This window comes from Pseudaminobacter salicylatoxidans, from assembly GCF_003148475.1.
GTDB lineage: Bacteria > Pseudomonadota > Alphaproteobacteria > Rhizobiales > Rhizobiaceae > Pseudaminobacter > Pseudaminobacter salicylatoxidans.
The window spans coordinates 138,918-163,615 of sequence record NZ_QGGG01000001.1; the positions used below are offsets into that span (position 1 = coordinate 138,918).

Consider the following 24,698-nt stretch of genomic DNA (forward strand, 5'->3'; position numbering starts at 1 on the left):
CATGGCCAATCCCAGGCTGGCCCCGACCGCCCATCCCTCAGGAGCCGCGAGCCCGGACGTCATCGTGGAAGTGCGCGATATCTGCAAGCACTATAACGATGTCGAGGCGCTGCGCGATATCAACCTCGATTTCGAGCGCGGCAAGCTGACGACGCTGCTCGGACCTTCGGGCTGCGGAAAAACGACCCTGCTCAAGATAATCGCCGGCCTGGTGCCCGCGACATCCGGCCAGATCCGCATAAACGGCAAGACGGTGACCGGACCCGGCCCGGAACGGGCCTTCGTCTTCCAGGATTTCGCCCTCATGCCCTGGGCCACCGTGTTGCGCAATGTCGCCTTCGGCCTGGAACTCAAAGGCGTACCGCAAGCCGAGCGCAACCGCACGGCAAGGCACTACATCAGGGAGGTCGGCCTTTCCGGTTTCGAGGAGAAATACCCGCATGAGCTTTCGGGCGGCATGCGCCAGCGCGTCGGCATCGCCCGGGCCTTTTCGGTGAATGCGGACGTCCTGTTGCTGGACGAGCCCTTTTCCGCGGTCGATGAGCAGAACCGGCGCAAATTCCAGGAAGACCTGCTCCAGCTTGTCGAAAAGGAGCGCAAGACCTTCCTGTTCGTGACGCATTCGATCGAGGAGGCCGTCTACGTCTCCGACCGGATCGTGCTTTTGTCGCCACGTCCCGGCCGGGTATCGCAGATCATCGAGCCGGCCATCGACCGCTCGGCAGCCCCGGACGTGATCCGGCGCGACAAGAGTTATCTCGATGTCGTGGAGGAAATCTGGCAAGGCCTCAGGCAATATGCGGAGTGAGGCGTCATGAAACTCTTCGGCTTCAGGATACCGATGATGGCGTCTCTCGTCTTGTGGGCGCTGGTCTGGGAAATCGTCGGCAGGATGGATGTGATCTTCCTCATCCCGCCCATGAGTTCGATCATATCGGCCGGTTTCGGGCTGGTTGCGACCGGTTCCTGGCAAAGTGCCTCGCTGGTGACGGTCCGGTCCTTCGTGCTTGGCATGGCGCTCGCGATCGCTGTCGGCGTGCCGCTCGGCATTGCCATGGGCCGCTTCAGGATCGTCGACAACATCTTCGGCCTTTGGGTGAACATGTTCGTGAGCGCGCCGCTCTCCGCCCTCGTTCCGATCCTGATGATCCTCTTCGGTCTGGGTGAGACGACGGTCGTGGTAACGGTCTTTCTGTTCGCTGTCTGGATCATCGTGCTCGACGCGCGGGCAGGCGTCATGCAAGTGCCGCCGTCGCTCATCGAAATGGGGCGCAGCTATGGCGCGTCGCGTTTCACCATCTTCACCAAGATCATTCTTCTTTCGGCCCTTCCGGAGATACTTGCGGGCATTCGCATCGGTCTCATCCGTGGGGTGAAGGGCGTGGTGATCGGCCAGATCCTCGTGTCCATCATCGGATATGGCGAACTCTTCGAGCTTTATTCCCGCAGCTTCGACATGGAGCGGTTCTGGGCTCTGACAATGATTCTCTTCGCGGCAGCCATGCTGCTGTCCGCGGTCGTGGAACACTTCGAAAAACGCATCGAATATTACGCAGGAGCGCGATAATGAACGACATGACTTCCATCAACGCCGCATATGTCTTCGAGCCGGCACCCATTCCCGCCTTGCCGGTGGCCGGCAGCCAGGCGCTCTTCCCGGTGCATCGCATCTACTGCGTCGGCCGCAACTTTGCCGACCATGCAATCGAGATGGGTCACGACCCCAACAAGGAGCCGCCGTTCTTCTTCCAGAAGAACCCGGATACGCTTGTGCTGCAGGGGCACGATTTTCCCTATCCGCCCGAAACCAGGGACGTGCATCACGAGGTCGAGCTTGTCGTGGCCCTGAAGAGCGGTGGCGACAACATTCCGCTCGATAAGGCGCTGGACTGCGTCTACGGCTATGCCGTGGGCCTCGACATGACGCGCCGTGACCTGCAAGGCGAAGCCAAGAAGCTGGGCCGTCCATGGGAAACCGGCAAGGCTTTCGAGAATTCCGCGCCGTGCGGCCCGGTCCATCCGGTCGCCGAGGTCGGCCACCCGACCTCGGGCGCGGTCTGGCTCAAGGTCAATGGCGAAATCCGCCAGAGCGGCGATCTCAACCAGATGATCTGGAAGGTGCCGGAAATGATCTCCTACCTCTCGCGCCTTTTCACGCTGAAGGCAGGCGATCTGGTCTTTGCGGGTACGCCCGCCGGCGTCGGCGCCATCGTGAGGGGCGACGAGATGCTGGCCCATGTCGACGGCGTCGACGAACTGGCCTTCAAGGTGGTTTGATGTTCCAGGTGGCGCGCTTCGGCGCGCCACCCGATCGAACGCGCGCGCTGGCGACGTTTCGCGAACTCCTCCAGATTTCCGGCGGTACCTATTTGATTTCCAACAGGTTTCTGACCATCTTATTCCTGTTGGAAGAAAGGAGACGCCGTGATCACCGGTTCACAATGCCGCGCGGGACGCGCACTTGTCGAAATAACCCGTGCCAAGCTGGCCAGCCGCTCTGCTGTCGATGAAGCCGTCATCGAGCAATTCGAGCGCAAGCTTGAGGAGCCTGCGCCGGAGACGATCTCAGCGCTCAAAGCTGCCCTCGAGGACCTTGGCGCCGTGTTCATCGAGGAAAACGGCGGTGGCATCGGCGTCCGGCTGAAATTCACCGAATCCGAAGCCAGGCGCATCGCACGCCTGGAAGGCGAAGGCGGTCTCGTTGCAAGCGACAGGGTTCCCTGAGCCTCTTTGACTGCCGATAGCACACGCTGGCGGATGCGGCTGAATGGCCGGTGGTTTCATACACCTGCCGCATCCGGATGGCCGATCCCGGAAGTGATTGTCGGCAAGGCGGGAGCCATCGCGATGGTATTCCTCCTACTTCGTATGAACATATTGAAATACAATAATGAATTCCTACGTGTGTATTGTGAGGGTCACTTAATTATTGTTGACGAAGTTTATAACGCATGGAGGTGCATATGACGTCTTTTGTCACGCGCAACGATCTGAATTCCAACGCAAAGAAGGTATCGATCGAGCTTCTCAATGCGCGGCTGGCCGATGCGATTGACCTGTCGCTGATTGCCAAGCAGGCTCATTGGAACGTGAAGGGGCCGCAGTTCATCGCCATTCACGAAATGCTCGATGGTTTCCGCGCCGATCTCGACACGCATGTCGACACCATTGCCGAACGCGCGGTCCAGCTCGGCGGCACGGCTCTCGGCACCAGCCAGGTGGTTGTCGAAAAGACGCCGCTGAAGCCGTATCCGACGGACATCTACAAGACGAAGGATCATCTCGCGGCGCTCATCGATTGCTATGCGCTCGCGGCAAAGAACGCGCGCGAGGCCATTGCCGAGGCGGAAGAGGCTGGCGATATGGGCACGGCCGATATCTTCACCGCCTATTCCCAGTCGCTCGACAAGTCGCTCTGGTTCCTCGAGGCGCATACGCAGGAAACAGAGTAAGCAGGCAGGCTGGGAGAGACAGGCGCGGCCGCGTATCGAACTCGGTCGCACGGGATCAGGCCTTGCGCCTCGCCTCGACCTGACGCCCCAGCCAATCCAGCGCGCCTTCGACATCTGTCACGGCGTAGCGAGCAAGTGTCACGCCATCGGGTTTTACACGGATCGAGAATCCTCCGCCCTGGTTGACGGCCTCGAAACCGTTCTCGTCGGATGTATCGTCTCCGAGAAAAACCGGGTGTCGTCCGCGAAAGGGGGCCATGGCCATGAAGCGCCGGATCGCGGCGCCCTTGGCGGCTTCCAGCGGCATCAATTCGACCCCGGCATTGCCGGCAAGCACGCGATAGCCGGATGGCAGGCGTGCCAGTGCCTCCTCGACGAGCGCTATCGAGCGGGCAAGCAGATGCGGCGCGGCACGCGTATGGATGGCCAGGATAGGTCCCTTGCGCTCGATATGAACGTCCTGCTGCGCAAATTCGGCTTCGATTTCCTCGGCCAGCGCGGTGATATCCGGCGGTTCGTCGGCGAGCTCGACCATACCATCCGGTTCCAGCCGATGCTCCAGCCCGTAGAGTCCGGCAGTCCTCAGCTTCAGGGGCGCGAACAGGCGATCCACCGTGGCAATGGAACGGCCCGTGACGAACGCCAGAGCCCCGTCCAGATCATGTTGCAGCGTGGCCAGCAGGTCGCGAACGTTCGCACTGACGACCACCGCGTCGGGGTGTGCGGCATGTTCCAGCAGGGTGCCGTCGATGTCGAGGAAAAGCGCGCAGTCGCCGGGGTTGAGATCGGGCGGTGGCGGCGGCATGTCAAAACCCTTCACCGCGCGGCAACCCTGTTGTGTCGGAACATGGCGACCACATTGCCGCCGCCTGGCAGGCCGTTGTCGGTCGTCACGCGTTCCGTGTCGCTGCGCTTGCGCAAGCGGGCGGCGTCCAGCAACATGCTGCCGGCCCAGCGATAGACATTGTTGTCGCGCACGATCTCGCGCATGCGTCGCATCCGGCTTTGCTGCTCGTCCGCCGGCATGGTCAGCGCCTGCTGGAGCGCATCCGCCATCATGGCGGCATCGTATGGGTTGACGATCAGTGCCTCCAGAAGCTCCTTCGATGCGCCCGCGAATGTCGAGAGAAGCAGTACGCCCTGCTCGTCATCGCGCGCCGCGACGAATTCCTTGGCGACGAGGTTCATGCCGTCATGCAGGCTGGTGACCATGCACAGGTCCGCCGCACGGTAGATTTCGTAGACCCGGCGCTGGGAATGGTGTTCCGCCACCATCAGCACCGGCTTGTAGCCGTCATGGCCGAAGCGCCGGTTGAGGTCTTCCACGCAGCGCACGCACTCCTCATGAAGCCGGCGATAGGCTGGCAGCGTGCCACGGCTGGGAGCGGCGATCTGCAGAAAGGTGAGCTTGCCGATCCATTCGGGGTGGCGTTCGAACAGGTCTTCCAGCGCGTGGAAACGGTCGAGTATGCCCTTGGTGTAATCGAGCCGCTCGACGCCAACGCAAAGCCTCACATCGTCGGCCAGCCCGTATTTCCGGCGGACGGCGCGGCGGCAGTCGGCGACCGGTGGCAGGCTTTCGAGCAATGCAGGCGGCCACTCGATGGAGATCGGATAGGCGTGCACGAGGCTTGCCTGTCCGCCATAGGAGATGGCCGCGTCCTCGCGCTCGATGCGGCTTTCCAGGAAGCGGTCGACGCTCTGGGTGAAATTGTTGCAATGGAACTGCGTGTGGAAGCCGATGATGGAACTGCCGAGCAGCCCGTCGAGGATCTTCTCGCGCCACGGACAGATGCTGAACACTTCCGAATTCGGCCACGGAATGTGCCAGAAGGTGATGATGATCGCTTCGGGCAGTCGCGCGCGGATCATGCGCGGCAGCAGCGCGAAGTGGTAGTCCTGCACCAGCACGATGGGGCGCTGGTTGCGCGCCTCCCTTACCACGATGTCGGCGAACTTGCGGTTGACGGCCTCGTATGTCTCCCAGTCGGAAGCACGGAAAACAGGGCGTGTGAAGACGATGTGGCACAGTGGCCATAGGCCTTCATTGGCGAAACCGAGATAGTAGCCGTCATGCTCCTTCTGGTTCAGCCAGACGCGTCGCAGCACATAGGAGGGGTTGTCAGGGGGTACCTGTACGCGATCGTTGGCGTCGACGGTGAGGCGGTCGGCAGAGCCGCCGCCATAGGCGATCCACGTGCCGCCGCACGCCCGCGTGATGGGTTCCAGCGCCGAAACCAGGCCGCTGGCCGGCACGATCAGTTCGATCTCGCCGTCCTTGAGGTTGTGGATGTAGGGTTCGCGGTTGGAAACCACGATGACCTGCGCATCGGGCAGTTCGTCTGCAAGAATCCTGCGCAACGTGTCCGGTGTCCAGTTCACCAGCGCCGCGTCGGCCGACTGGCCGTTCTTTTCGGTTTCCCGCAGCAATGTATGGGCGGCTTCCGCGCCGGAATGGGCGGCGGGACGTTCCGTCGCAAAGCTTCTGCGACGGCCGCGGCGCGAACGCAGCACCATCACCACCGCCATAATCGACAGCGCAAGGCTGGCGCAGACGAGAATCCAGATCGCCGAGAGGGAAAGGAACAGGTCCGAGCTGCTGTTTGTCATGATACTTGAAACACCTCAGGCCCGCAGCCAGGAGGCTTTCACGAACGCGATAGGGGATTCATCCGGCTTTCTTCGTGTCCGGTCACAATGCAGCCAACGCGTCGCACGGCATTCTGTTCCAGCAATCGCTCATGTACGCACGACGAGCGGCACCTGTCCCTCATGCTGGTCGTCCAGGTAGGCCACGACGCGATCTCCCACGCGCTGGAAGCTCAGGTCGACAGGGACATTGCCTACGTCCAGGTGGCGGATGACGAGATTGTCGATGCCGATGGGCAACCGGGGCCGCGTCACCTTGATCAGGCCCCGGCCTCCGTCGATCTCGACGCCGAGGCACGCCTGCATGAACATGAAGGTCGATCCCGCCGACCACGCTTGCGGCAGGCAGGCGACCGGGTAGGCAATCGGCGCTTCGCCCGGCGCCCGCGTAAAACCGCAGAACAGTTCGGGAAGCCGCATGTTGAAATGCACGGCAGCCTCGAAGGTGCCGCTCATCAGCCGCACCACGCTGTCGCGTATTCCGTAACGGGCGAGCCCGGCGGTGCAGATGGCGGTGTCGTGCGGCCAGATCGAGCCGTTATGGTAGGACATAGGATTGAAGAAGATCGCGTCGTCGGCCAGCGTGCGGATGCCCCAACCCGAGTGGAACGACGCCGAAAGAAGCTGGTCCGCAACCATCCGCGCCCGTTCCGGCGTGGGCAGGCCGACATAAAGCAGGTGCCCGGCATTGGAGGTGCGCACCTTGCAGGGCTGGCCCTCGCCGTCAATGGCGAGCGCGTAGGTGCCGAGATCGCTTTGCCAGAATTGCGCTTCCACGCGCGCGCACATCTTCCCGGCCTTGCGCTCCCAACGACTTGCCGCTTCATCGTCGCCACGGCGTTTCGCCAGCGTGGCAAGACCGCAATAGGCGGCGAACACATAGCCCTGAACCTCGACCAGCGCGATTGGCCCCCTGGCGATCCGCCCATCGGCATGGAAGATGGAATCGTAACTGTCCTTCCAGCCCTGATTGGCCAGGCCCGAAACCGCCGCGCGCTGGTAGGTGACGAATCCGGTGGCGCGGCTGGCCTCCTCCATCCAGCCGGCGGCTGCGGTCAGCGAGCCCCACAACCGGTCGATGAAATCCATGTCGCCGGTGCGCTCGGCGTAGGCGGCGGCCAGATGGATGTAGAGCGGCGTGGTGTCGACGCCGCCATAGTAGCGGCCAAAGGGAAGTTCCGAGAGTGCCGCCATCTCGCCCTTGCGTGTTTCGTGCAGGATCTTGCCCGGCTGGGCGTCGCTGAACGGCGAGCTTTCGGTCGCCTGATGCTGTGCCAGGAAGGCGAGAACGCCGCGCGCCAACCCCGGATTGAGCCACAACATCTGAAGCGCCGAAATCACGCCGTCACGGCCGAAGGCGGTGGAGAACCAGGGTATGCCGGCATAGGGGTAAGGGCCGGTGGAAAGCTCGGTAGTCAGCAGGGCTACGTCGGCGCGCGCCCGCTGGATCCAGTCATTGAACACCCGGCCGGAACTGTGGACGGTGGCGCCATGACGCCGCTTGGCCCGCATGGAGAAGCGTGCGCGGGCGGCTGCCGCGCGAAAGCGTTCGCGTCCGGGCGGGGCCTCCGCTTGCGCGCCGACCTCGACATAGAGGGTGCGGCGACTGCGCTTGGTGATGGCGATGTAGAAATCGGCGCGGTTTTCCAGAAGCTGGTCCGGCGTTTCCGAAAAGGCCAGCACCGAACTGCGCACAAGCTTGTCTAGCCCCTCGTAGCGCAGCAGGACCGAATTGTCGCCGGTCTCGGCCGCATGCGTGACGCCGCGTTTCGTTCGCGCCGACCCGCGCACCTCGAACATGTCGCGGAAATCGGCGGCGAACTGTAACGACAGCAATACGGTTGAGTGCTCCTGACTGTAATTGGAGAGCGTGATGCGCTCGAACAGCCGGTCCTGCCAGATCAGCCGCACACGCTCGATGTGGATGCCGCCCTGCGGTATGTCGCGACCGCCAGCGCTCTCGATCGGCAGGTTGGTGAGGTTGGTGGTGAACAGCACATTGTCCTGGCTCAGCGAAGCGCCGAGCAGCGAGGTGGAGCGGCCGCCGAGCGTCAGGCGGAATTCGGAAAGCACACGCGTGTCGTCGCGGAAAAAGCCGTCGCCGATGCCGCGTATGTCGCCATAGGCATCCGCCACGGCGAAGCAGTCGCCATGTTTGAGCGCGAACAGCCGGTGCGGTTCCCGTGGGGCCGTTTCGTCGAGAGCCGCCAGTGCGACGGCCGGATCGAGCTTGCGTTCGTCGAGAGGCGTGACACTCATGGCCTCATCCCACGGTCTGGTTTGCTGCCGGACTGGCGACGCGGTTGCCCGGCAGGCTTGCATAGGCCGCCACATATTCATGCGCCATGCGCGTGGCCGAAAAGCGCGTCTCGAAGGTCTTGCGTACCTGGCGGCGGTCGAGTTGCAACAGTTCCGGCACCGAGGCTACCGCATCCTCGATCGATTCCACAAGAAAGCCGGTAACGCCATCGTCGATGATCTCGGGCATGGCGCCGCAGTTCCAGGCGATCACCGGCGTGCCGCAGGCCATCGCCTCGATGACGGCAAGGCCGAAGGGCTCAGGCCAGTCGATGGGAAAGACCAGAGCGGCCGCATTGCCGAGAAACCCGGCTTTGCGCGCCTCTTCGATTTCGCCAATATATTCGACCCGCTCGCCGTCGATCAGCGGTTCCACGCATTCGTGGAAATAGGCCCGGTCGTCGTCGCCGATCTTGGCGGCAAGCTTCAGCTTCAGACCCGCACGCCGCGCGATCTCGATTGCGCGGTCGGGCCGCTTGTCGCGCGACAGCCGGCCGAGAAACGCAAGATAGACGCCTTCGCGTGGCGCCTCGTAGTCGGGCTCATAGAGATGGAGCGGCAGACCGTGCTGGATGGTCGCGATCCAGTTGGCCTGCGGCAACCGGGCACGCTGGCTGCGCGAGATGGAGATCATCGGAAAGTGCGGGAAGCGCCTGTAGGCGGGCGCGAGGTCGGCATAATCGAGGCGTCCGTGCGGCGTCGTCACGGTTCGCTGCGCCATATGCTCAAAAAACGGGAAATGCAGGAAATGGCTGAGGTGGAAATGGATGACGTCGAAGTCGTCGGCGCGGCGGCGTACCTCATCCAGCATGGCCAGATGCGCGGCGATCTCCGACTTCAGCGGGTTCGGATCGAGGCGCAGGGCCCGTTCGCGACAGGGAACCAGGCGGGCCGATGTGACGGCGTCGCCGCTGGCGAAGAGCGTCACGTCATGGCCCAGCACCACCAGCGCTTCGGTCAGGTAGGAGATTATGCGCTCGGTTCCGCCATAAAGCCGTGGCGGCACGGATTCATGGAGGGGGGCAACATGTGCGATTCTCATGCTGCAATTCTCGCCTGGTCCTCATGTCGGAGCATGGTTGCGCCTGTTCGCGGCTCGACCGGTTCAGGGGCGAAATGCCTGCGTGAACGGATGGTTCCCCGGATCAGGTGGTCTGTCTCGGAGAGAAAGCCGGTCTGGAGCTGGTCAGGTGAGGGGAAAAAGGATAACGCCCGCCGCGGGAGGAGGAGCGGCGGGCGTCATATAGGTGGTCGACAATCGGGAGGAGGTGAAAGTCGACCATATTCGTCAGTTTCCGGGAGGAGGTAGAAACCGACGAAATTCAGTAAGCACACTCTACACGGTTCGGGGTGCCGCTCCAGCCTTTATTTCGCATGGCAGCATTGCGTCTTGTGCAATGCAGCAAGGGATGGTCGCCGGTTGGCCTGGTCCCGCCATGCAGCTCGGCGCATGCCTCCCGGCCGCTGGCAACCGTAGCGGCGCTATCAGAAGCTGGTCTACGACTATTCGCTGCTTGATTTAGCTGGCGGTTTGGACTGGGATAGAAACTTGCAAGAACAAGACCGGAATTCGCAAATTCCGGCAGTTGCCGCATCGCGTTTGTAGTGCGGCAAAACCGTTCACAGCCTTGGGAGGGGCTGCTGTGATGACGGACATTCTTATTGTGGAAGATGAGCAGGCGATACTGGAATCGCTTGAATTCATCCTCACCCGGTGCGGGTGGTCGGTCGATGTGGCGCGCGACGGCGAAGCCGCGCTGGAGGCGGCGCTTAGAATCCGTCCCCGCATGCTGCTGCTCGACATCATGCTGCCGAAACGCGGCGGCCTCGATGTACTCAAGACGCTGCGCTCAAACGAGGCGACGGCTTCCACCCTGGTGGTGATCCTCACCGCGCGTGGTCAGCAATATGACCGCCAGGCGGCGATGGACCTCAAGGCGGACGGCTTCATTACCAAGCCATATGCCAATGGCGACGTCGTAAATGCGGTGCGTCGCATTCTCGAAAGCCAGCCGAGCCCTGCCGCCCATGCCTAGGCCGCCCGCATCTTCGCGCGAGGAGCGCACGGACAGGGAGGACATCGCGTTTCTGGTGCCTTTCTTCGGCGTCGTTCTACTTTCGCCGCCGCTTCTCAACCTGTTCGCCGATCTGAGATTGCCGTTCGGGGTGCCTTTCGAAACGGCCTACCTGTTCGGCGTCTGGATACTGGTCATTGCCGGCGCGATCCTGCTGTCGCGCGCGCGCCAGTTCCGTGAAGGCACGCCCAGGACGGATGCAGAAAACGCCGCCCCGTCCGTGGCGGAGCCGCCAGAGTCGACCTGAATGCTGTCGCCCGATTTCGTTATCCTGACCGCGGTCGGCTATGTGGGGCTCCTTTTCCTGCTCGCCTACCTGTCGGATGCCCGCGCCAAGAGCGGCAATGCCGGTTTTCTCAGCTCTCCGGTGGTCTATACGCTGTCGATCTCGGTCTATTGCACGAGTTGGACCTTCTACGGTGCCGTCGGAACCGCGGCTCGCAACGGACTTGAATTCGCGGCGATCTATATGGGGCCGACACTGGTCTTCGTCGGCTGGTGGTTCCTGCTGCGCAAGCTGATCCGCATCGCTCACAGCCAGCACATCACTTCGATCGCCGACTTCCTGTCCTCGCGCTTCGGCAAGTCGAGCCGGCTTGCGGTGCTGGTCACCTTGATCGCCGTGGTCAGCATCACCCCCTATATTGCGCTGCAGCTCAAGGCGATCACCACCTCGATCCAGACCGTTTCGGTCGCCAAGGGCGACGGGACGGACCATCTGGCCACGCTGGACGAGGTGACGCTGGCGCTGGGCGTCGCGATCGGCATGGCGGTGTTCACCATCCTGTTCGGGACGCGCAATGTCGATGCGCGCGAACAGCATCCGGGTGTCGTGGCGGCCATTGCCTTCGAGGCGGTGGTGAAGCTCCTGGCGCTGGTTGCGGTCGGCGTGTTCGTGGTCTTTGGTGTCAGTGGCGGCATCTCCGACATCTATGCGCGTGCGGTGGAAGCAGGTGTGCGCATCCATGAGAACGAGCCTTTCGGCAGCCGCTGGGTGGCCGTGATGTTCCTGTCCGCCTGCGCGGTCATCTGCCTGCCGCGCCAGTTCCAGATCACGGTGGTGGAGAATTCCAACGAGGACCACCTGCGCACCGCCGCGTGGGCGTTTCCTTCCTACATGCTCGTCATGAGCGTGTTCACCATGCCGATCGCGCTTTATGGCCTCTCGACCATGCCGGCGGGATCGAACCCGGACATGTTCGTGCTCACCTTGCCGATGGTGACCGGCCACGATGCGCTTGCGTTGTTCGTCTTCATCGGCGGTTTCTCCAGCGCCACGTCCATGATCATCGTGGCCTCGATTGCCCTGTCGATCATGGTGTCGAATCATATCGTGGTGCCGCTCGCCCTGCGCGCCGTTCCGCTGGGTGAGGAGAGCGGCGAGCGTAACATCGCCCGGCTGCTGCTGCGCAGCCGCCGCATCTCGATAGCGGGCATGCTGTTGCTCGGCTTCCTCTATTTCTGGCTGACACAGGATTCCGACGCGCTGGCGCCCATCGGCCTGATTTCCTTCGCCGGCGTCGCCCAGATACTGCCCGCCATGCTGGCGGCCCTGTACTGGCGTCGGGCGACGATGAAGGGCGCGCTCGCCGGCATCTCGGCCGGTTTCATCGTCTGGGCGTGGACGCTGTTCCTGCCATCTTTCGCCTCCTTCAGCCCGACGATGGCCGAACTTGTCGCCGATGGGCCCTGGGGTGTCGGCGTGCTGCGCCCCGAGGCGCTGTTCGGCATGGCAGACATGGATCCGCTCGTCCATTCGGTGTTCTGGAGCGTGCTTGCCAATGTCTCAACCCTGTTATGTGTTTCGGTGGCGACCAGCCAGAATGCGCTCGAGCGCATCCAGGCTTCGCTGTTCGTCGATGTCTTCCGCCGTTCGCCATCGTTCCAGCCCCGCATCATCCGCGGCTCGGCATCCACCAGCGAACTGTTCTTCGTGGCCGAGCGGGTGCTGGGTTGGGGCCGGGCGCGGGCGCTGTTCGATTCCGCCGGCGTTCCGCACAGGCAGGCCGCTCCGCAACATGGCGTGTCGGCGGACTTCATCGCCCGGCTGGAACGGGAACTGGCCGGCTCGATCGGCTCGGCTTCGGCGCATATCCTGCTCACCAAGGCTGTGGCCGGTGACACGATCTCGCTGGAAGAAATGATGCAGATCGCCGACGAGACCCAGCAGGCCATCGAATATTCGCATGCGCTGGAGCTGAAGTCGCAGGAGTTGCACTCGACCGCCCAGCAATTGAAGGAGGCGAATGCGCTTCTGCAGGATCTTCATCGCCAGAAGGACGACTTCCTGTCGCAGGTCAGCCACGAACTGCGCACGCCCATGACGTCGATCCGGTCTTTCGCCGAGATTCTCATGGTTCCGGAAGATCTGACCCTGGAGCAGCGGGTGCGCTTCATTGGCACCATACACAATGAGAGCGTGCGGCTGACGCGGCTGCTGGACGAAATTCTGGACCTGAGCGCCCTGGAACATGGCGAACGGGGTTGGGAAAACGTTCCGGTCGATGCCGAGGAAGTTCTGGATCAGGCCATTGCCGTGTGCGAGGCGCTGGCCAAGAAGCGCTTCGTCCTGATCGAGAGCGGGACGCGCGCAGGAAGCTGCTTCGTGCTGGCCGATACGGGCAGGCTGAGCCAGGTGTTCATCAACATCATCGCCAACGCCATCTCGCACAACGATTCCGAAAAACCCGTGGTCCATGTCGTCTCGCGATTTATGGCGGACAGTTATGTGGTAGAGATTTCCGACAACGGTCCCGGTATTCCGCCGCAATATCACAACAAGATCTTCGAGAAATTTGTCCGCGCCGAGCCCGACACGATGTCGGATTCCCAAGGGCTGGGCCTCGGCCTCAACATCAGCCACAAGATCATCGACAAGCTGAACGGGCGGCTCGAATTGACGCGCGGCGCACTGCCCGGCGCCTGCTTCCGCATTGTTCTTCCCGTCTGCCAGGAGGCGGGGCCGACCGCAATTGCGGAGAAGGCCTAAACCGGAATTTCCTGTCTGTGAGCACAGTTCAGCCGTGGACATGGAACGCAGGACGGCCCGACTTCCACCGACTGACCACCGAGATCGAGGCCGTCGCCATAGACCGTCCTGTCGGCATGCACGATGTCGCAGGCGAGCATGACGGAGAACACCAGCGGCTTTTCCCGAAAGCTTGCAGCTTGCTTGGAGACCGCTTTGGCAAACAGCAGAAAGCGGCCGCCGCTGGGGAATGTCGAAACCTGCCGTGCCACACCATTGGTCGAAAAGGCATCGTAAATGGGCCAGAGCAGGCAGCCATGGCCGAAGCCCGGTATGGTCAGGCCGGGAAGGGGGAAGCGCTTGGTAAGGCGTCCGGAACGGTCGGCGCGCAGGAAGCCGAAGGGCACGCCCTCGCGCCCCTTGCGGCGCAGCGTGACGAGGCGATGGGCGGCCTGCTCGAAGCTGACGCCCAGAAGGCTGCTCAGCAGTTCGACATCGTAGCGTCTCTCCTCGGCCATGGAGAGAAAATCGTCATAGGGCATCATCATCGCGCCGGCGACGTAGGAAGAAAGCGCGCGCCGGGCCAGCCTTCTGGCTTCATCCGAGGAAAGATCGAGCCGCCCCGTCGCGTCGTCGAGGCTCGCGGAGGCCGCCTGAGCGGCATAGGCCCGCAGCATGCGGAAAGTCCGGGCGGGGCGGGTCATGGATTCCGGAAACGGGAGTGCCGCGGTGCCGATGGTTTCCGGCGCAAGGGCGGCGGCCTGCTGTGTGCGGCAGGCAATGCCGAAACGCTTTTCCAGCGCCTCGGCGATTGTGGCTTCCTGGAGCTTCCCCTCGGCGGCCAGTTCCCGGTGCAGCTCATCGGCAACGGTTTCGAGTTTCGGAAAATGGTTTCTGTTGGCGAAGATCGCTTCATCGACCTCCCTGATGGGCGAGATAGGTCTTTGCCGCGCGGCGGTCTGATCGAAATAGGCGACCAGATTCCGGGTCGTAGGCACCAGTTCCCGGGCCTCCGAATTGATGGTGGCGATGAAGCGGGAGCGTTCCGTGTCCGTAAGGTCGGGAATTTCGGCCAGAATCTCGGCGCCGGACTTGATGCCTGCTATGCGGTTGAGAATTTCATGCAGGAGTTGCGACAGCAGCGGGTCCGATTTCAGCCGGTGCCGAAACACCTCGATCTCCATGGTCGCGTCGGCATAGGCGCGGTGAAGGCGGCCGAGGGCGGCTCCTGCCTCGGGAAAGCGGGCGACGAGATCGCGGATCGCGTCGGGCTCGATGTCGATCCCGGCCATTACCGGTTCGGCCATCAGTTCGCCGATGGCGGCGATGGTGCGCGCTTCGCTCTCGCCGGACAGATGCTCGAGATCGATGCCGAGGCGCTCGCCGATACGCAGCAGGAGCTTGCCGCCGATGGCGCGCTTGTTGTTCTCGATCAGGTTCAGGTAGCTGGCCGAGATTCCGAGCGCGCGCGCCAGCATGACCTGCGACAGTCCTGCGGCGATCCGTTTGCGCCGGATACGGGCGCCAATCGGCGTTCTGACCTGTGCCATTGTAAATTCTTTACACCAATGAATTTACGAATTTTCGATTTTTGACAAAAAACACTTTTAATGTCAAATACTTATTGAGGTTATGACATTTTGTGCCAGACTCTTCCCGCGGAACCGAAAGCGTCGGCCGCGTGGAGGAGATAAAATGGCTACTTTCCGTACCAACAGGCGCACCCTGTTGAAGGGCGCGGGCGCCGGTATCGTTGCGCTCGGCGCGCCGCACATTTTCACCAAGGGCGCGTGGGCCCAGAATTTCTGCAACGACCCGACCAACGGCAAGATCGTGTTCGGCTTCAACGTGCCGCAGACCGGTTCCTATGCGGAGGAGGGGCTGGAGCAGCTCAAGGCCTACGAACTGGCCGTCAAGCATATCAACGGCGAGGGCGATGGCGGCATGCTCAACACGCTCAAGCCGATTGCCCTGAAGGGCAATGGCGTGCTGGGCCGCAAGGTCGAATATGTGACCGGCGACACCCAGACCAACACTGACGCCGCGCGCGATGGCGCCCGCCGCATGATCGAGCGCGACAAGGCCATCATGGTCACCGGCTCGGTCACTTCCGGCGAGGCGATCGCGCAGCAGAGCCTGTGCCAGGAAATGGGCGTGATCTACATGTCCGGCCTGACGCACTCCAACGACACGACTGGCAAGGACAAGCGCCGCTACGGCTTCCGGCATTTCTTCAACGCCTATCAATCCGGCGTCGCCATCGCGCCCTTCCTTGCCAAGGAATATGGCACCGACCGCCGCGCCTACCATCTGACCGCCGACTATACCTGGGGCTGGACGCAGGAAGAGTCGATCAAGAACGCCACCGAGGCGCTCGGCTGGGAGACGGTCGCCACGGTGCGCACGCCGCTCGGCCTTGGCGACTATTCGCAATATCTGACGCCGGTGCTGAACTCGGGCGCCGACGTGCTCATCCTCAACCATTACGGCCACGATATGGTCAACTCGCTGCCGCAGGCGGTACAGTTCGGCCTGCGCGACCGGCAGGCAAACGGCAAGAACTTCGAGATCGTCGTGCCGATGTTCTCCGAACTGATGGCGGTTGGCGCGGGCGAGGCCGTGAAGGGTATCATCGGCACCTCCAACTGGCAGTGGTCGCTGGATGACGAGGGCACCAAGGCCTTCACCAAAGCCTATGGCGAAGCCTATGGTGCGCCACCTTCGCAGTCGGCCCACACCGGCTACGTGCAGGCGATCCTCTATGCCGACGCGGTCGAGCGCGCAGGAACCTTCTATCCGCCGGAGGTCATCAAGGCGCTCGAAGGCTTCGAGTTCGACGGCATGGGCAACGGCCCGACCGTCTATCGCGACAGCGACCATCAGTGCTTCAAGGAAGTTCTGGTCGTGCGCGGCAACGAGAACCCGAGCAGCCGCTTCGACGTGCTCAACGTGATCGGCAAGACGACGCGCGAGGACGTCACCTATGATGCCTCGATCTTCGGCGGAGAATTGGGCCCGTACGAACCCAACGAGTGCTGACGATGACCCGGCCTTGCCCCGCCTGTCCTGAACAGGCGGGGCGCAGGTCCGTCGCCGCCTGCCCCAGAAATCCGCAATGCGCACCGTCTCGCATCGAAGGGTTATTTAGATGAATGTGTTCCTGGCCCAGTTGCTCAACGGGCTGGACAAGGGCGGCGCATATGCGCTGATCGCTCTTGGCCTTACGCTGGTTTTCGGCACGCTCGGCGTCGTGAATTTCGCCCATGGTGCGCTGTTCATGCTCGGCTGCTTCTGTGCCGTCACCTTCCGCTATCTGATCACCCTCGAAACGGTGACCGTCGACCCCGAAAAGCTGTCTCCCTGGGGCGCGCCGGTGGAAATCCGCACCCCGCTGGTGCAGAACTGGTTCGGCGATTTCGGCGCGATCCTGGTCGATTATTCGGTACCGATCTCGATCCTGCTTGCGGTTCCCGTGATGCTTCTCATCGGCATTGCCATGGAGCGCGGTATCATCAAGCATTTCTACAAGCGCAGCCACGCAGAGCAGATTCTCGTCACCTTCGGGCTGGCTATCGTTCTTCAGGAGATCGTCAAGAGCTTCTTCGGCGCCAACCCCATTCCGCAGCCGATCCCGACCGATCTGCGCGGCGCGGCCGATATTGGCGTCTGGTTCGGCATGGCCCCGCATGTTCTCACCTATCCGTGGTGGCGGCTGATCTATCTGCTGTTCTCCGGTCTCGTCATCGGCGGTGTTTTTGCCTTCCTGCAGTTCACCACCTTCGGCATGGTCGTTCGCGCCGGCATGGCGGATCGCGAAACAGTCGGGCTGATGGGCATCGACATCGACCGGCGCTTCACCGTCGTCTTCGGGCTGGCGGCGGTGGTTGCGGGCGTGGCCGGCGTCATGTACACGCCGCTTCTTGCGCCCAACTATCACCTGGGCATGGACTTCCTGGTGCTGAGCTTCGTGGTCGTCGTGGTCGGCGGCATGGGTTCGCTGTCGGGGGCAGTGGCGGCCGGCTTCCTGCTCGGCATCCTGCAGTCCTTCGCGTCGATGACGGAGGTGAAGTCCCTCATTCCCGGCATCGACCAGGTCATCATTTACCTTGTCGCAGTCATCATCCTGCTCGTGCGTCCGCGCGGCCTGATGGGACGGCGCGGAATCATGGAGAGCTGATCCGCCATGTTCTCGCTTTCTCGCAAGGACCTCGTCGCACTCGCGGTTTTTTCCGTCGTGGTGCTGACGATGCCGATCTGGCTGGCGCCACTGGGCGCCTCTTATCCCGGCCTCATGCAGAAATTCGCGATCTATGCGATCTTCGCCATCGGTTTCAACATCCTGTTCGGCCTCACCGGCTACCTGTCCTTCGGCCACGCCGCGTTTCTCGGCGTCGGCTCCTACACGACGGTATGGGCTTTCAAGTTGCTGAGCATGGATGTCTTGCCGGCCATGGTTTTTGCGGTCATCGTCAGCGGCGTGTTCGCCCTCGTCATCGGCTATTTCAGCCTGCGCCGCACAGGCATCTACTTTTCGATCCTGACGCTGGCTTTCGCGCAGATGAGCTACAGTCTCGCCTATTCAGTGCTGACACCGATCACCAATGGCGAGACCGGCCTGCTGCTGGCGCGTAACGATCCGCGTTATCTGGATGCCATCTTCGGCGCGCAAGCCGATGTCGCCGGGCTGCCGCAACCGACGCTGATCGGCAATTCGGTCAGCGGTTATACCGGCTTTTATCTGTGCGCGGTGATCCTGATCCTGGCCTTCTACCTGTCGCAGAAAATATTCGCGTCTCCGTTTGGCATGGCGTTGCGCGGCATCAAGTCCAACCAGACGCGCATGAACTATACCGGCTTCAACACCCGGCCCTACACGCTGGCGGCCTTCGTCATTTCCGGCATGTTCGCCGGCCTGGCGGGTGCGCTCTTGTCGATCACCGATCCGCTCGCGGGCGCGGAGCGCATGAAATGGACCGAATCGGGCAATGTCGTGCTGATGACCATATTGGGCGGCGTCGGCACCCTGTTCGGGCCTGTCATCGGCGCCTGGCTGATCAAATATTTCGAGAATATCTTCTCCGCCATCAACACCAATATGCTCAACAACGCCTTCTCCTTCCTGCCGGACGGCGTGCAGGGCTTCGTGGTGACGGTGCTGTCGAAATTCGTCGGCGAGGGCTGGCAGCTCACGCTGGGCCTGATGTTCGTGCTGATCGTGGTATTCCTGCCTGGCGGCCTGGTTGAAGGCTTCCATCGTTTCATGGCGCGCCTCAGACGCCGAAAGGAGGCGCCTGAGCGCGTCTCCTCCACGCAACCGGCGGAGTAGGAGGCGGACGCCATGAGCATAACACCACCCAATATCATCCTCCACGCGGCCGACGTTCACAAGAACTTCGGCGGTCTGCGTGCGCTCTCCGACATTGACCTGCAGGTCGAGGAAGGCAAGACGCACGCCATCATCGGCCCCAACGGCGCCGGAAAGTCGACCTTGCTCAACGTGATCATCGGGCGCATCCCGCCGTCGAGCGGAGCCGTCATCTTCGATGGCACCGTGCTGACCGGCAAGGCGCCTTACGAGATCAACCAGCTCGGCATTTCGCGGGTGTTCCAGACGCCGGAGATATTTCCGGACCTGCCGGTGCTGCACAACGTCATGGCGCCCGCCTTTGCACGGCGCGACGGCGCTTTCCGTGTCAACATGCTGCGCAGCGTCGGTTCCGAGCACGAGATCCGCGAGGAGGCCGAAGCCATTCTCGACGACATCGGCCTGCATGGCCGTCGCGAGCATCATGCGGGTTCGCTGTCGCGCGGCGACAAGCGGCGGCTGGAACTGGCCATGTGCCTCATCCAGCGGCCGCGCCTGTTGCTGCTCGACGAGCCGACCGCCGGCATGAGCCGGCATGACACCAACACCACCATCGAGCTTCTGCGCAAGATCAAGTCCAGTGGCATGACCAAGGTGATCATCGAGCACGACATGCATGTCGTCTTCTCGCTGGCCGACCGCATTTCGGTGTTGGCGCAGGGGCGCATCATTGCATCGGGGCTGCCGCAGGAGATCAAGGAAGACCCGCGTGTGCAGGAAGCCTATCTGGGCGGAGGCGTGGAATGAGCGTGATGATGATGAAACGCGAAGCGATCTCGGCCGCCACCGAGGCCGATCCCTCCAAAGCCTTCTTCGCCGTGCGCGACGCTCACGCCTATTATGGCGAGAGCTACATCGTGCAGGGCGTCACGCTTGACGTGCGCAAGGGCGAAATCCTGGCGTTGCTCGGCCGCAACGGGGCCGGCAAGACCTCCACCTTGCGCACCATTGCCCGCATGGACGATCCGGAGCTGCGCTCGGGCGAAATCTGGCTGGAGGGCAAGCCGCTCCACACCATGAAATCCTGGCAGGCCTCGCGCGCCGGTATCCAGATGGTGCCGGAAGACCGGCGCATTATTCCCGGCATGACGGTGGAGGAAAACCTCATCCTGGCGCAGGTGGCGCCGGGGCACGGCATGTCGGTGGAAGAACTCTACGAGCATTTCCCGCGCCTTGCCGAGCGGCGCAAGCAGGAGGCGGTGACCATGTCCGGCGGCGAGCAGCAGATGCTGGCCGTGGCGCGGGCACTGGCGCGGGAGGTGAAGCTCCTGTTGCTCGACGAGCCCTATGAAGGGCTGGCGCCGGTCATCGTCAAGGAGATCGAGCGCATCGTCTACGGTATCAAGGAGCGCGGCATCACCACCATCATCGTGGAGCAGAACGCGGTTGCGGCGCTTCGCCTTGCCGACCGCGCCGTCATCCTCGACACCGGGGAGCTCGTCTTTGCCGGGTCGGCGAAGGAGCTTCTCGAAAGCGAGGAGTTGCGCAACGAATATCTGGCGATCTGATCGTCTGTGATGCCGACCGCCTTAACGCTGCTGATGGCGCATGAGGCGGCGTTCCAGCGCGCGCACGAGGGTGATCAGGATCAGATTGGTCACCAGATAGAGCGCGCCGGCAATGGCGAATATCTCGAACACGGCATAGGTCTGGCTCATCAGCCGCTTGGCGTAGCCGGTGACTTCCAGCACGGTGATGGTGGACGCCAGGCTGGTGCCTTTCACGGTCAGCACCAGTTCGTTGCCATAGGCGGGCAGGGCCTGCCGGATCGCGAGCGGGAACTCGATGCGGCGGAAGCGCAGAACCCGCGACATGCCGCAGGCCTGGGCGGCCTCGATGAGACCCGCCGGCACCGACATCAGCCCGCCGCGCAGGATCTCGGACGTGTAGGCGGCGGTGTTCAACGCCAGCGCCAGCACCGCGCAACGGGCGCCATCGCTGACCACCCACCACAGCGCGGCGTTGTCCTTGACCAGGGGAAGCTGGCCGAGGCCGTAGTAGAACAGGAAAATCTGCACCAGCAGCGGCGTGCCGCGGAACACGGTGCTGTATCCCTTGGCGAAGCCGGATAGGAATCGGTTCGACGATATCCGCATGATGGCCAGGCCCAGGCCGAGATTGAAGCCGATCGCCACCGAGAGGAAGGTGAGCATGGCGGTGACGTTCAGTCCCTTCAACAGGACCGGAACCGCTTGCCGGATGAGGTCGAGATCCATCGGATTACTTCCTTGAGCGGAGCCTGAGCAGGCGTTCGGCCTGATCGATGCCGGTCTGGCTGACCAGCGTGATCGCGAGATAGACCACTGCCGCGATGAGATAGAAGATGAAGGGGTGACGGGTGGTGTTGGCGCCGATGAAGGCCGTGCGCATCAGTTCCTGCAGCCCCACCACCGACACGAGCGCGGTGTCCTTGATGGTGACCTGCCAGACATTGTTCATGCCGGGAATGGCGATGCGCAGCATCTGCGGCGCTATGATGCGGCGAAAGATGCGCGGACCCGGAAGCCCCAATGCGCGGGCAGCCTCGATGTGACCCTGGGGGATGGCCGCCAGGGCGCCGCGCACGACCTCGGTGGAATAGGCGCCCGAGATCGCCCCTATGGCGATCACCGCGATGACGAACGCATAGCCGCTGTCGGCGAGTCCGGCATAGCCGAAGGCGGTCGCCACCCTGGTCACGAATTCGACCGAGCTGAAAAACAGAAGATAGATGATCAGCAGTTCGGGCACGCCGCGAATGACCGCCGTATAGCCGTCCACGATATAGGTCAGCGGGCGAATGCGGCCCCATTTGATCAGACCGCAGATTATCCCGACGACGAAGCCGCCGATCATCGCGGCTATCGCCACGGCAATGGTGATCGCCGCTCCGCGCATGATGGCGCTGACCCAGCCGCCTTCCCATACCTGCAAAAGACCGAATTCCATCGGCTACGCCCACGCTGGTTTGTGGTGGTTGTGTCCTGAGGCGGTGTTGCGCTGCCTTCAGGCGTGAGTCGGCTGCCCGCGTGCATGCAAGGCGGGCAGCCATTTCGGCATCACTTGCAGGGCAGGGAGATGTCCGTCTTGAACCACTTCTCGCTGGCCTTGCCGATCGAGCCGTCGGCAACGAGTTCGCACAGCGCCTTGTCGATTTCGGCCTTGAGCGCGGTGTTGTCCTGCGCGATGCCGACGCCGATGCCTTCGCCGAGCGACGAGTCGTAGGTGCTCTGGATCTTCACGTCCACGAGCTGGAAGTTCTGGCCATCCGGCTTGGCAAGGAAGTCCTGCAGTGCCGACAGGTCCGCAAATGCCGTATCGATGCGGCCGGTAGCCAGGTCGATCTGCATCTGGTCGAGCGTGTCATAGGTCTTGAGGTCGGCGCCGGGCACGCGCTTTTCGAGGAAATGCGCATGGGTGGTGCCTGCCTGCACGCCGACCTTCTTGCCGTCGAGCGACTTGAGCAGCGTGTCGATGTCCTTGATGCCGGCGAGGTCGGACCCCTTCGGCGCCACGAACATATTGGCAAGCTCGGCATAGCCGATGCTGAAGTTGATTTCCTTCTTGCGCTCCTCGGTGATCGACATTCCGGAGATGATGACGTCGAAGCGCTTGGCCTTCAGCGCCGGGATCAGGCCGTCGAAAGCCTGCACGACGAAGCGGCACTTCCTGTCCAGCTTGGCGCAAAGGGCCGCGCCGACATCGGCGTCGAAGCCGGTGACGTTGCCGGCGGCGTCGGCCATGCTCCAGGGCGGATAGGCGCCTTCGGTGCCGATCGAGAGTTCGCCGGCGGCGAACGAGCTGCTCACCCCGGCAGCGAGGAAAGCGAGCAGCGAAAGAACTTTCAATTTCATGTTTTCAGTTCCCCATTGTTGACGTTTGTTGATTTGCATCGGGCTCGGCGCCCGGTTGCTCCTTGAAGCGCGCCCGGTCAGAGCGTGCGCGCCAGGAACTGGCGCAGACGTTCCGAACGCGGGTTGGCGAAAAGTTCCGCCGGCGCGCCCTCTTCCTCCACCTTGCCGCGATGGAGAAAGAGGATCTTGTGCGACACCTCGCGCGCGAACTGCATTTCGTGCGTCACGAGGATCATCGTGTTGCCCTCCTCGGCAAGCTGCCGGATGACGCGCAGCACCTCGCCGACCAGTTCAGGGTCGAGCGCCGATGTCGGTTCGTCGAGCAGGATGACCTTGGGCTGCATGGCGAGCGTGCGCGCGATCGCCGCGCGCTGCTGCTGGCCGCCCGACAACTGGCCCGGATAATGGGCGTGCTTGTCGGAAAGCCCCACTTTCCTGAGCAGTTCGTGGGCGCGCTCGACCGCGTCGGCGCGACGCTCCTTCAGTACATGCACCGGCGCTTCGATGATGTTTTCGAGCACCGTGAGATGCGGCCACAAATTGAAGCTCTGGAACACCATGCCGACGCGGGCGCGGATACGCTCGACCTGGCGCATGTCGGCCGGCTGGGCTTTGCCGTCGGACGCTTTCTTCATCCGGATTTCTTCGCCATCGACGATGATGCGGCCGTCATTGGGCTGTTCGAGAAGGTTGATGCAACGCAGGAAGGTGCTTTTCCCCGACCCGGACGAGCCGATCATGGAAACCACCTCGCCGGCGCTTGCCGACAGGCCCACGCCGCTCAGCACCTCGAGCTGGCCAAAGCTCTTGTGCAGGTTGACGACTTCGATCGCCGGCGTTGCGCGCGCCGCACTTGCCGCAGGATGCGGCTGAACAATGGTCGTGGCCATCGCGGGCGCACGGGATGCATCGTTGCACCCGCCAGCGTCCACCGCCTTGAGATCGGCAAAGGCGCGATCGAAATAGCGCAGGCTGGTGGCCAGGCAGTTCCACTGCCAATCGGGATCTTCGGGAATGAAAGCAGCGCGCAATGTTGCCTTGATGCGTTGACCGAGCGGTGAATCGACCTTGCCGTAGAGATGCAGCCAGTTGTCGGCCTGCACCGCGTCCATGACCACAGGACCATCGAGCGTGCCGCACTCGATGACGAGCGGGAGGACGCGGGCATCAGGCATGGCCTTGCGGACTGCGGCCGAGACATAACCCGTCGCAGTGGCGGCGATGCCGGTGTCGGTGGTGGCCTCCTTGCCGGTCAGCACTACCGACAGAGCCGGACCGAACACCGCCTTGCCCCAGGCAAGACCGTCATGCTCGTTCTCGGCGACCGAGAGAAGGGCAGGGTAGCCGTAGGGGCCGGCTCCGGTATGGAGGTCGAACACGATGGCTTCGCGGGCCGCGCCTGCGAAGCTTGAAAGGATGTCATGCAGCGTACGGTTTGACCATGTCGGGCCTGTGCCCCCGAAAAACAGCCCGTCGGGGAAGTCGTACTGGCCGGCCTCGACGATGGGCGCCAGCCCTGCATGGCCGCCCAGTTTGGCTGTGGCCGCCGCCAGCGCTTCGTCGGCATTTGCGCGCCCGGAGCCTTCCCATTCACGCCAGACGAGCGCTCCGTGAAGGTCCGCATATCTGTCGTTTTTCGGGGCGCCGGCCTGCCAGTCGACGAAATTGCGGTTAAGGTCGACATTGTCTTCGTTGACCCGCCGCGACCATGCCGTGCCCCAGGGATTGATGAGATGGATGGCAAGGATGGCCGTATCTTCCGGCAACCGCCATGGCGCGTTCTCCTCCAGCCATTGCGTCTGGCATGCCGAGCCGAACTGGCCCTCGACCCCATGGGTGCCGGAGATCAGCACCATCAGCTTGGACGCGTTGCGGCGGCCGATCAGGGCCACGTCTGTGGCTAGGGCTTCACCGCCCGGACCGTGCAGCGGGTGCACATATTCCGTCAGCTCCGCGCCTGCGCGCTCGGCAGCCTTGCGGAATCGTTGCCGCAGCTCGGCGAAGCCTACGGAATAGGGGCGCGGCGCGGACACATCACGCATGGGCTTCAGCTCCGTT

Annotated in this window: 22 protein-coding genes; 13 read left to right on the forward strand and 9 right to left on the reverse strand. The window is 62.8% G+C overall.

What is annotated here, in order from left to right; translation table 11 throughout:
- The first annotated feature begins 1 nt into the window (after position 1).
- The 5 genes from C7441_RS00615 (at position 2) to dps (ending at position 3,452) form a co-directional block, all read left to right on the forward strand.
- Positions 2–808, forward strand: a complete 807-nt coding sequence (locus tag C7441_RS00615) for an ABC transporter ATP-binding protein (RefSeq protein WP_109611265.1) — start codon at positions 2–4, stop codon at positions 806–808.
- Positions 809–814: 6 nt separating this feature from the next.
- Positions 815–1,567: an ABC transporter permease gene (locus C7441_RS00620; protein WP_109611266.1), complete on the forward strand. Its 753-nt coding sequence runs from the start codon at positions 815–817 to the stop codon at positions 1,565–1,567.
- Positions 1,567–2,277 (forward strand): fumarylacetoacetate hydrolase family protein, encoded by a 711-nt coding sequence (locus tag C7441_RS00625; RefSeq protein ID WP_425326548.1) that lies wholly within the window; start codon positions 1,567–1,569, stop codon positions 2,275–2,277. The genes C7441_RS00620 and C7441_RS00625 overlap by 1 nt, the downstream gene beginning before the upstream one ends.
- 147 nt (positions 2,278–2,424) lie before the next feature.
- Positions 2,425–2,724: a hypothetical protein gene (locus tag C7441_RS00630; protein WP_109611267.1), complete on the forward strand. Its 300-nt coding sequence runs from the start codon at positions 2,425–2,427 to the stop codon at positions 2,722–2,724.
- A 239-nt stretch (positions 2,725–2,963) separates the two neighbouring features.
- Entirely contained in the window at positions 2,964–3,452 is a 489-nt protein-coding gene (dps, locus tag C7441_RS00635; RefSeq protein WP_109611585.1) for a DNA starvation/stationary phase protection protein Dps, read from the forward strand.
- A gap of 55 nt (positions 3,453–3,507) precedes the next feature.
- Here the strand turns inward: dps and otsB are convergent, their stop codons facing one another.
- From otsB to C7441_RS00655, 4 genes are all read right to left on the reverse strand, one after another.
- Positions 3,508–4,257, reverse strand: coding sequence for a trehalose-phosphatase (gene otsB, locus C7441_RS00640; protein ID WP_109611268.1), 750 nt, complete (start codon positions 4,255–4,257; stop codon positions 3,508–3,510).
- Between the two features lie 11 nt (positions 4,258–4,268).
- The gene (locus C7441_RS00645; RefSeq protein WP_109611269.1) at positions 4,269–6,062 is read right to left on the reverse strand and encodes an alpha,alpha-trehalose-phosphate synthase (UDP-forming); all 1,794 of its coding nucleotides are present in this window, start codon (positions 6,060–6,062) and stop codon (positions 4,269–4,271) included.
- A gap of 129 nt (positions 6,063–6,191) precedes the next feature.
- Positions 6,192–8,360, reverse strand: coding sequence for an amylo-alpha-1,6-glucosidase (locus tag C7441_RS00650; RefSeq protein ID WP_109611270.1), 2,169 nt, complete (start codon positions 8,358–8,360; stop codon positions 6,192–6,194).
- A 4-nt stretch (positions 8,361–8,364) separates the two neighbouring features.
- Complete coding sequence (locus tag C7441_RS00655; protein ID WP_109611271.1) at positions 8,365–9,441, reverse strand: glycosyltransferase family 4 protein; 1,077 nt, start codon at positions 9,439–9,441, stop codon at positions 8,365–8,367.
- 604 nt (positions 9,442–10,045) lie between these two features.
- Between C7441_RS00655 and C7441_RS00660 the strand changes: the two genes are divergently transcribed.
- Genes C7441_RS00660 through C7441_RS00670 form a run of 3 tightly spaced genes read left to right on the forward strand, consistent with a single transcriptional unit; the run spans position 10,046 to position 13,463 of the window.
- Positions 10,046–10,435 (forward strand): response regulator transcription factor, encoded by a 390-nt coding sequence (locus C7441_RS00660; RefSeq protein ID WP_019173716.1) that lies wholly within the window; start codon positions 10,046–10,048, stop codon positions 10,433–10,435.
- Complete coding sequence (locus C7441_RS00665; RefSeq protein WP_109611273.1) at positions 10,428–10,721, forward strand: hypothetical protein; 294 nt, start codon at positions 10,428–10,430, stop codon at positions 10,719–10,721. Before C7441_RS00660 ends, C7441_RS00665 begins: the two co-directional genes overlap by 8 nt.
- On the forward strand, positions 10,722–13,463 hold the full coding sequence (locus C7441_RS00670; protein WP_109611274.1) for a sensor histidine kinase: 2,742 nt from the start codon (positions 10,722–10,724) through the stop codon (positions 13,461–13,463).
- Here C7441_RS00670 and C7441_RS00675 read toward each other — a convergent pair.
- A complete protein-coding gene (locus C7441_RS00675; protein ID WP_109611275.1) occupies positions 13,460–14,992 on the reverse strand; it encodes a helix-turn-helix domain-containing protein in 1,533 nt (510 codons plus the stop codon). The genes C7441_RS00670 and C7441_RS00675 overlap by 4 nt on opposite strands.
- Positions 14,993–15,137: 145 nt before the next feature.
- Between C7441_RS00675 and C7441_RS00680 the strand changes: the two genes are divergently transcribed.
- From C7441_RS00680 to C7441_RS00700, 5 genes are all read left to right on the forward strand, one after another.
- Positions 15,138–16,481, forward strand: a complete 1,344-nt coding sequence (locus C7441_RS00680; RefSeq protein ID WP_210205590.1) for a substrate-binding protein — start codon at positions 15,138–15,140, stop codon at positions 16,479–16,481.
- Positions 16,482–16,590: 109 nt separating this feature from the next.
- Positions 16,591–17,619 (forward strand): branched-chain amino acid ABC transporter permease, encoded by a 1,029-nt coding sequence (locus C7441_RS00685; RefSeq protein WP_109611276.1) that lies wholly within the window; start codon positions 16,591–16,593, stop codon positions 17,617–17,619.
- Positions 17,620–17,625: 6 nt separating this feature from the next.
- On the forward strand, positions 17,626–18,768 hold the full coding sequence (locus C7441_RS00690; RefSeq protein WP_109611277.1) for a branched-chain amino acid ABC transporter permease: 1,143 nt from the start codon (positions 17,626–17,628) through the stop codon (positions 18,766–18,768).
- A 12-nt stretch (positions 18,769–18,780) separates the two neighbouring features.
- The gene (locus C7441_RS00695) at positions 18,781–19,554 is read left to right on the forward strand and encodes an ABC transporter ATP-binding protein (protein ID WP_019173709.1); all 774 of its coding nucleotides are present in this window, start codon (positions 18,781–18,783) and stop codon (positions 19,552–19,554) included.
- Positions 19,555–19,565: 11 nt separating this feature from the next.
- Positions 19,566–20,315 (forward strand): ABC transporter ATP-binding protein, encoded by a 750-nt coding sequence (locus C7441_RS00700; protein WP_170124984.1) that lies wholly within the window; start codon positions 19,566–19,568, stop codon positions 20,313–20,315.
- A 21-nt stretch (positions 20,316–20,336) separates the two neighbouring features.
- Here the strand turns inward: C7441_RS00700 and C7441_RS00705 are convergent, their stop codons facing one another.
- The 4 genes from C7441_RS00705 to C7441_RS24465 form a co-directional block, all read right to left on the reverse strand.
- Positions 20,337–21,023, reverse strand: coding sequence for an ABC transporter permease (locus tag C7441_RS00705; protein WP_019173707.1), 687 nt, complete (start codon positions 21,021–21,023; stop codon positions 20,337–20,339).
- Between the two features lie 4 nt (positions 21,024–21,027).
- Positions 21,028–21,735, reverse strand: a complete 708-nt coding sequence (locus C7441_RS00710) for an ABC transporter permease (RefSeq protein WP_109611279.1) — start codon at positions 21,733–21,735, stop codon at positions 21,028–21,030.
- A 110-nt stretch (positions 21,736–21,845) separates the two neighbouring features.
- Positions 21,846–22,640 carry a transporter substrate-binding domain-containing protein gene (locus C7441_RS00715; protein WP_019173705.1) on the reverse strand — a complete coding sequence of 265 codons (795 nt, stop codon included), beginning with the start codon at positions 22,638–22,640 and terminating at the stop codon, positions 21,846–21,848.
- A gap of 77 nt (positions 22,641–22,717) precedes the next feature.
- Positions 22,718–24,682, reverse strand: a complete 1,965-nt coding sequence (locus C7441_RS24465; RefSeq protein ID WP_109611280.1) for a DUF2817 domain-containing protein — start codon at positions 24,680–24,682, stop codon at positions 22,718–22,720.
- Positions 24,683–24,698: the final 16 nt, after the last annotated feature.

Coding starts and splice junctions, on each gene's coding strand:
- C7441_RS00615 (WP_109611265.1), top strand. CDS start 2: ATGGCCAATCCCAGGCTGGCCCCGACCGCCCATCCCTCAGGAGCCGCG.
- C7441_RS00715 (WP_019173705.1), bottom strand. CDS start 22,640: ATGAAATTGAAAGTTCTTTCGCTGCTCGCTTTCCTCGCTGCCGGGGTG.
- C7441_RS00650 (WP_109611270.1), bottom strand. CDS start 8,360: ATGAGTGTCACGCCTCTCGACGAACGCAAGCTCGATCCGGCCGTCGCA.
- C7441_RS00695 (WP_019173709.1), top strand. CDS start 18,781: ATGAGCATAACACCACCCAATATCATCCTCCACGCGGCCGACGTTCAC.
- C7441_RS00680 (WP_210205590.1), top strand. CDS start 15,138: ATGGCTACTTTCCGTACCAACAGGCGCACCCTGTTGAAGGGCGCGGGC.
- C7441_RS00655 (WP_109611271.1), bottom strand. CDS start 9,441: ATGAGAATCGCACATGTTGCCCCCCTCCATGAATCCGTGCCGCCACGG.
- C7441_RS00675 (WP_109611275.1), bottom strand. CDS start 14,992: ATGGCACAGGTCAGAACGCCGATTGGCGCCCGTATCCGGCGCAAACGG.
- C7441_RS00685 (WP_109611276.1), top strand. CDS start 16,591: ATGAATGTGTTCCTGGCCCAGTTGCTCAACGGGCTGGACAAGGGCGGC.
- C7441_RS24465 (WP_109611280.1), bottom strand. CDS start 24,682: ATGCGTGATGTGTCCGCGCCGCGCCCCTATTCCGTAGGCTTCGCCGAG.
- C7441_RS00690 (WP_109611277.1), top strand. CDS start 17,626: ATGTTCTCGCTTTCTCGCAAGGACCTCGTCGCACTCGCGGTTTTTTCC.
- C7441_RS00660 (WP_019173716.1), top strand. CDS start 10,046: ATGACGGACATTCTTATTGTGGAAGATGAGCAGGCGATACTGGAATCG.
- otsB (WP_109611268.1), bottom strand. CDS start 4,257: ATGCCGCCGCCACCGCCCGATCTCAACCCCGGCGACTGCGCGCTTTTC.
- C7441_RS00710 (WP_109611279.1), bottom strand. CDS start 21,735: ATGGAATTCGGTCTTTTGCAGGTATGGGAAGGCGGCTGGGTCAGCGCC.
- C7441_RS00705 (WP_019173707.1), bottom strand. CDS start 21,023: ATGGATCTCGACCTCATCCGGCAAGCGGTTCCGGTCCTGTTGAAGGGA.
- C7441_RS00645 (WP_109611269.1), bottom strand. CDS start 6,062: ATGACAAACAGCAGCTCGGACCTGTTCCTTTCCCTCTCGGCGATCTGG.
- C7441_RS00625 (WP_425326548.1), top strand. CDS start 1,567: ATGAACGACATGACTTCCATCAACGCCGCATATGTCTTCGAGCCGGCA.
- C7441_RS00665 (WP_109611273.1), top strand. CDS start 10,428: ATGCCTAGGCCGCCCGCATCTTCGCGCGAGGAGCGCACGGACAGGGAG.
- C7441_RS00700 (WP_170124984.1), top strand. CDS start 19,566: ATGAAACGCGAAGCGATCTCGGCCGCCACCGAGGCCGATCCCTCCAAA.
- C7441_RS00670 (WP_109611274.1), top strand. CDS start 10,722: ATGCTGTCGCCCGATTTCGTTATCCTGACCGCGGTCGGCTATGTGGGG.
- C7441_RS00620 (WP_109611266.1), top strand. CDS start 815: ATGAAACTCTTCGGCTTCAGGATACCGATGATGGCGTCTCTCGTCTTG.
- dps (WP_109611585.1), top strand. CDS start 2,964: ATGACGTCTTTTGTCACGCGCAACGATCTGAATTCCAACGCAAAGAAG.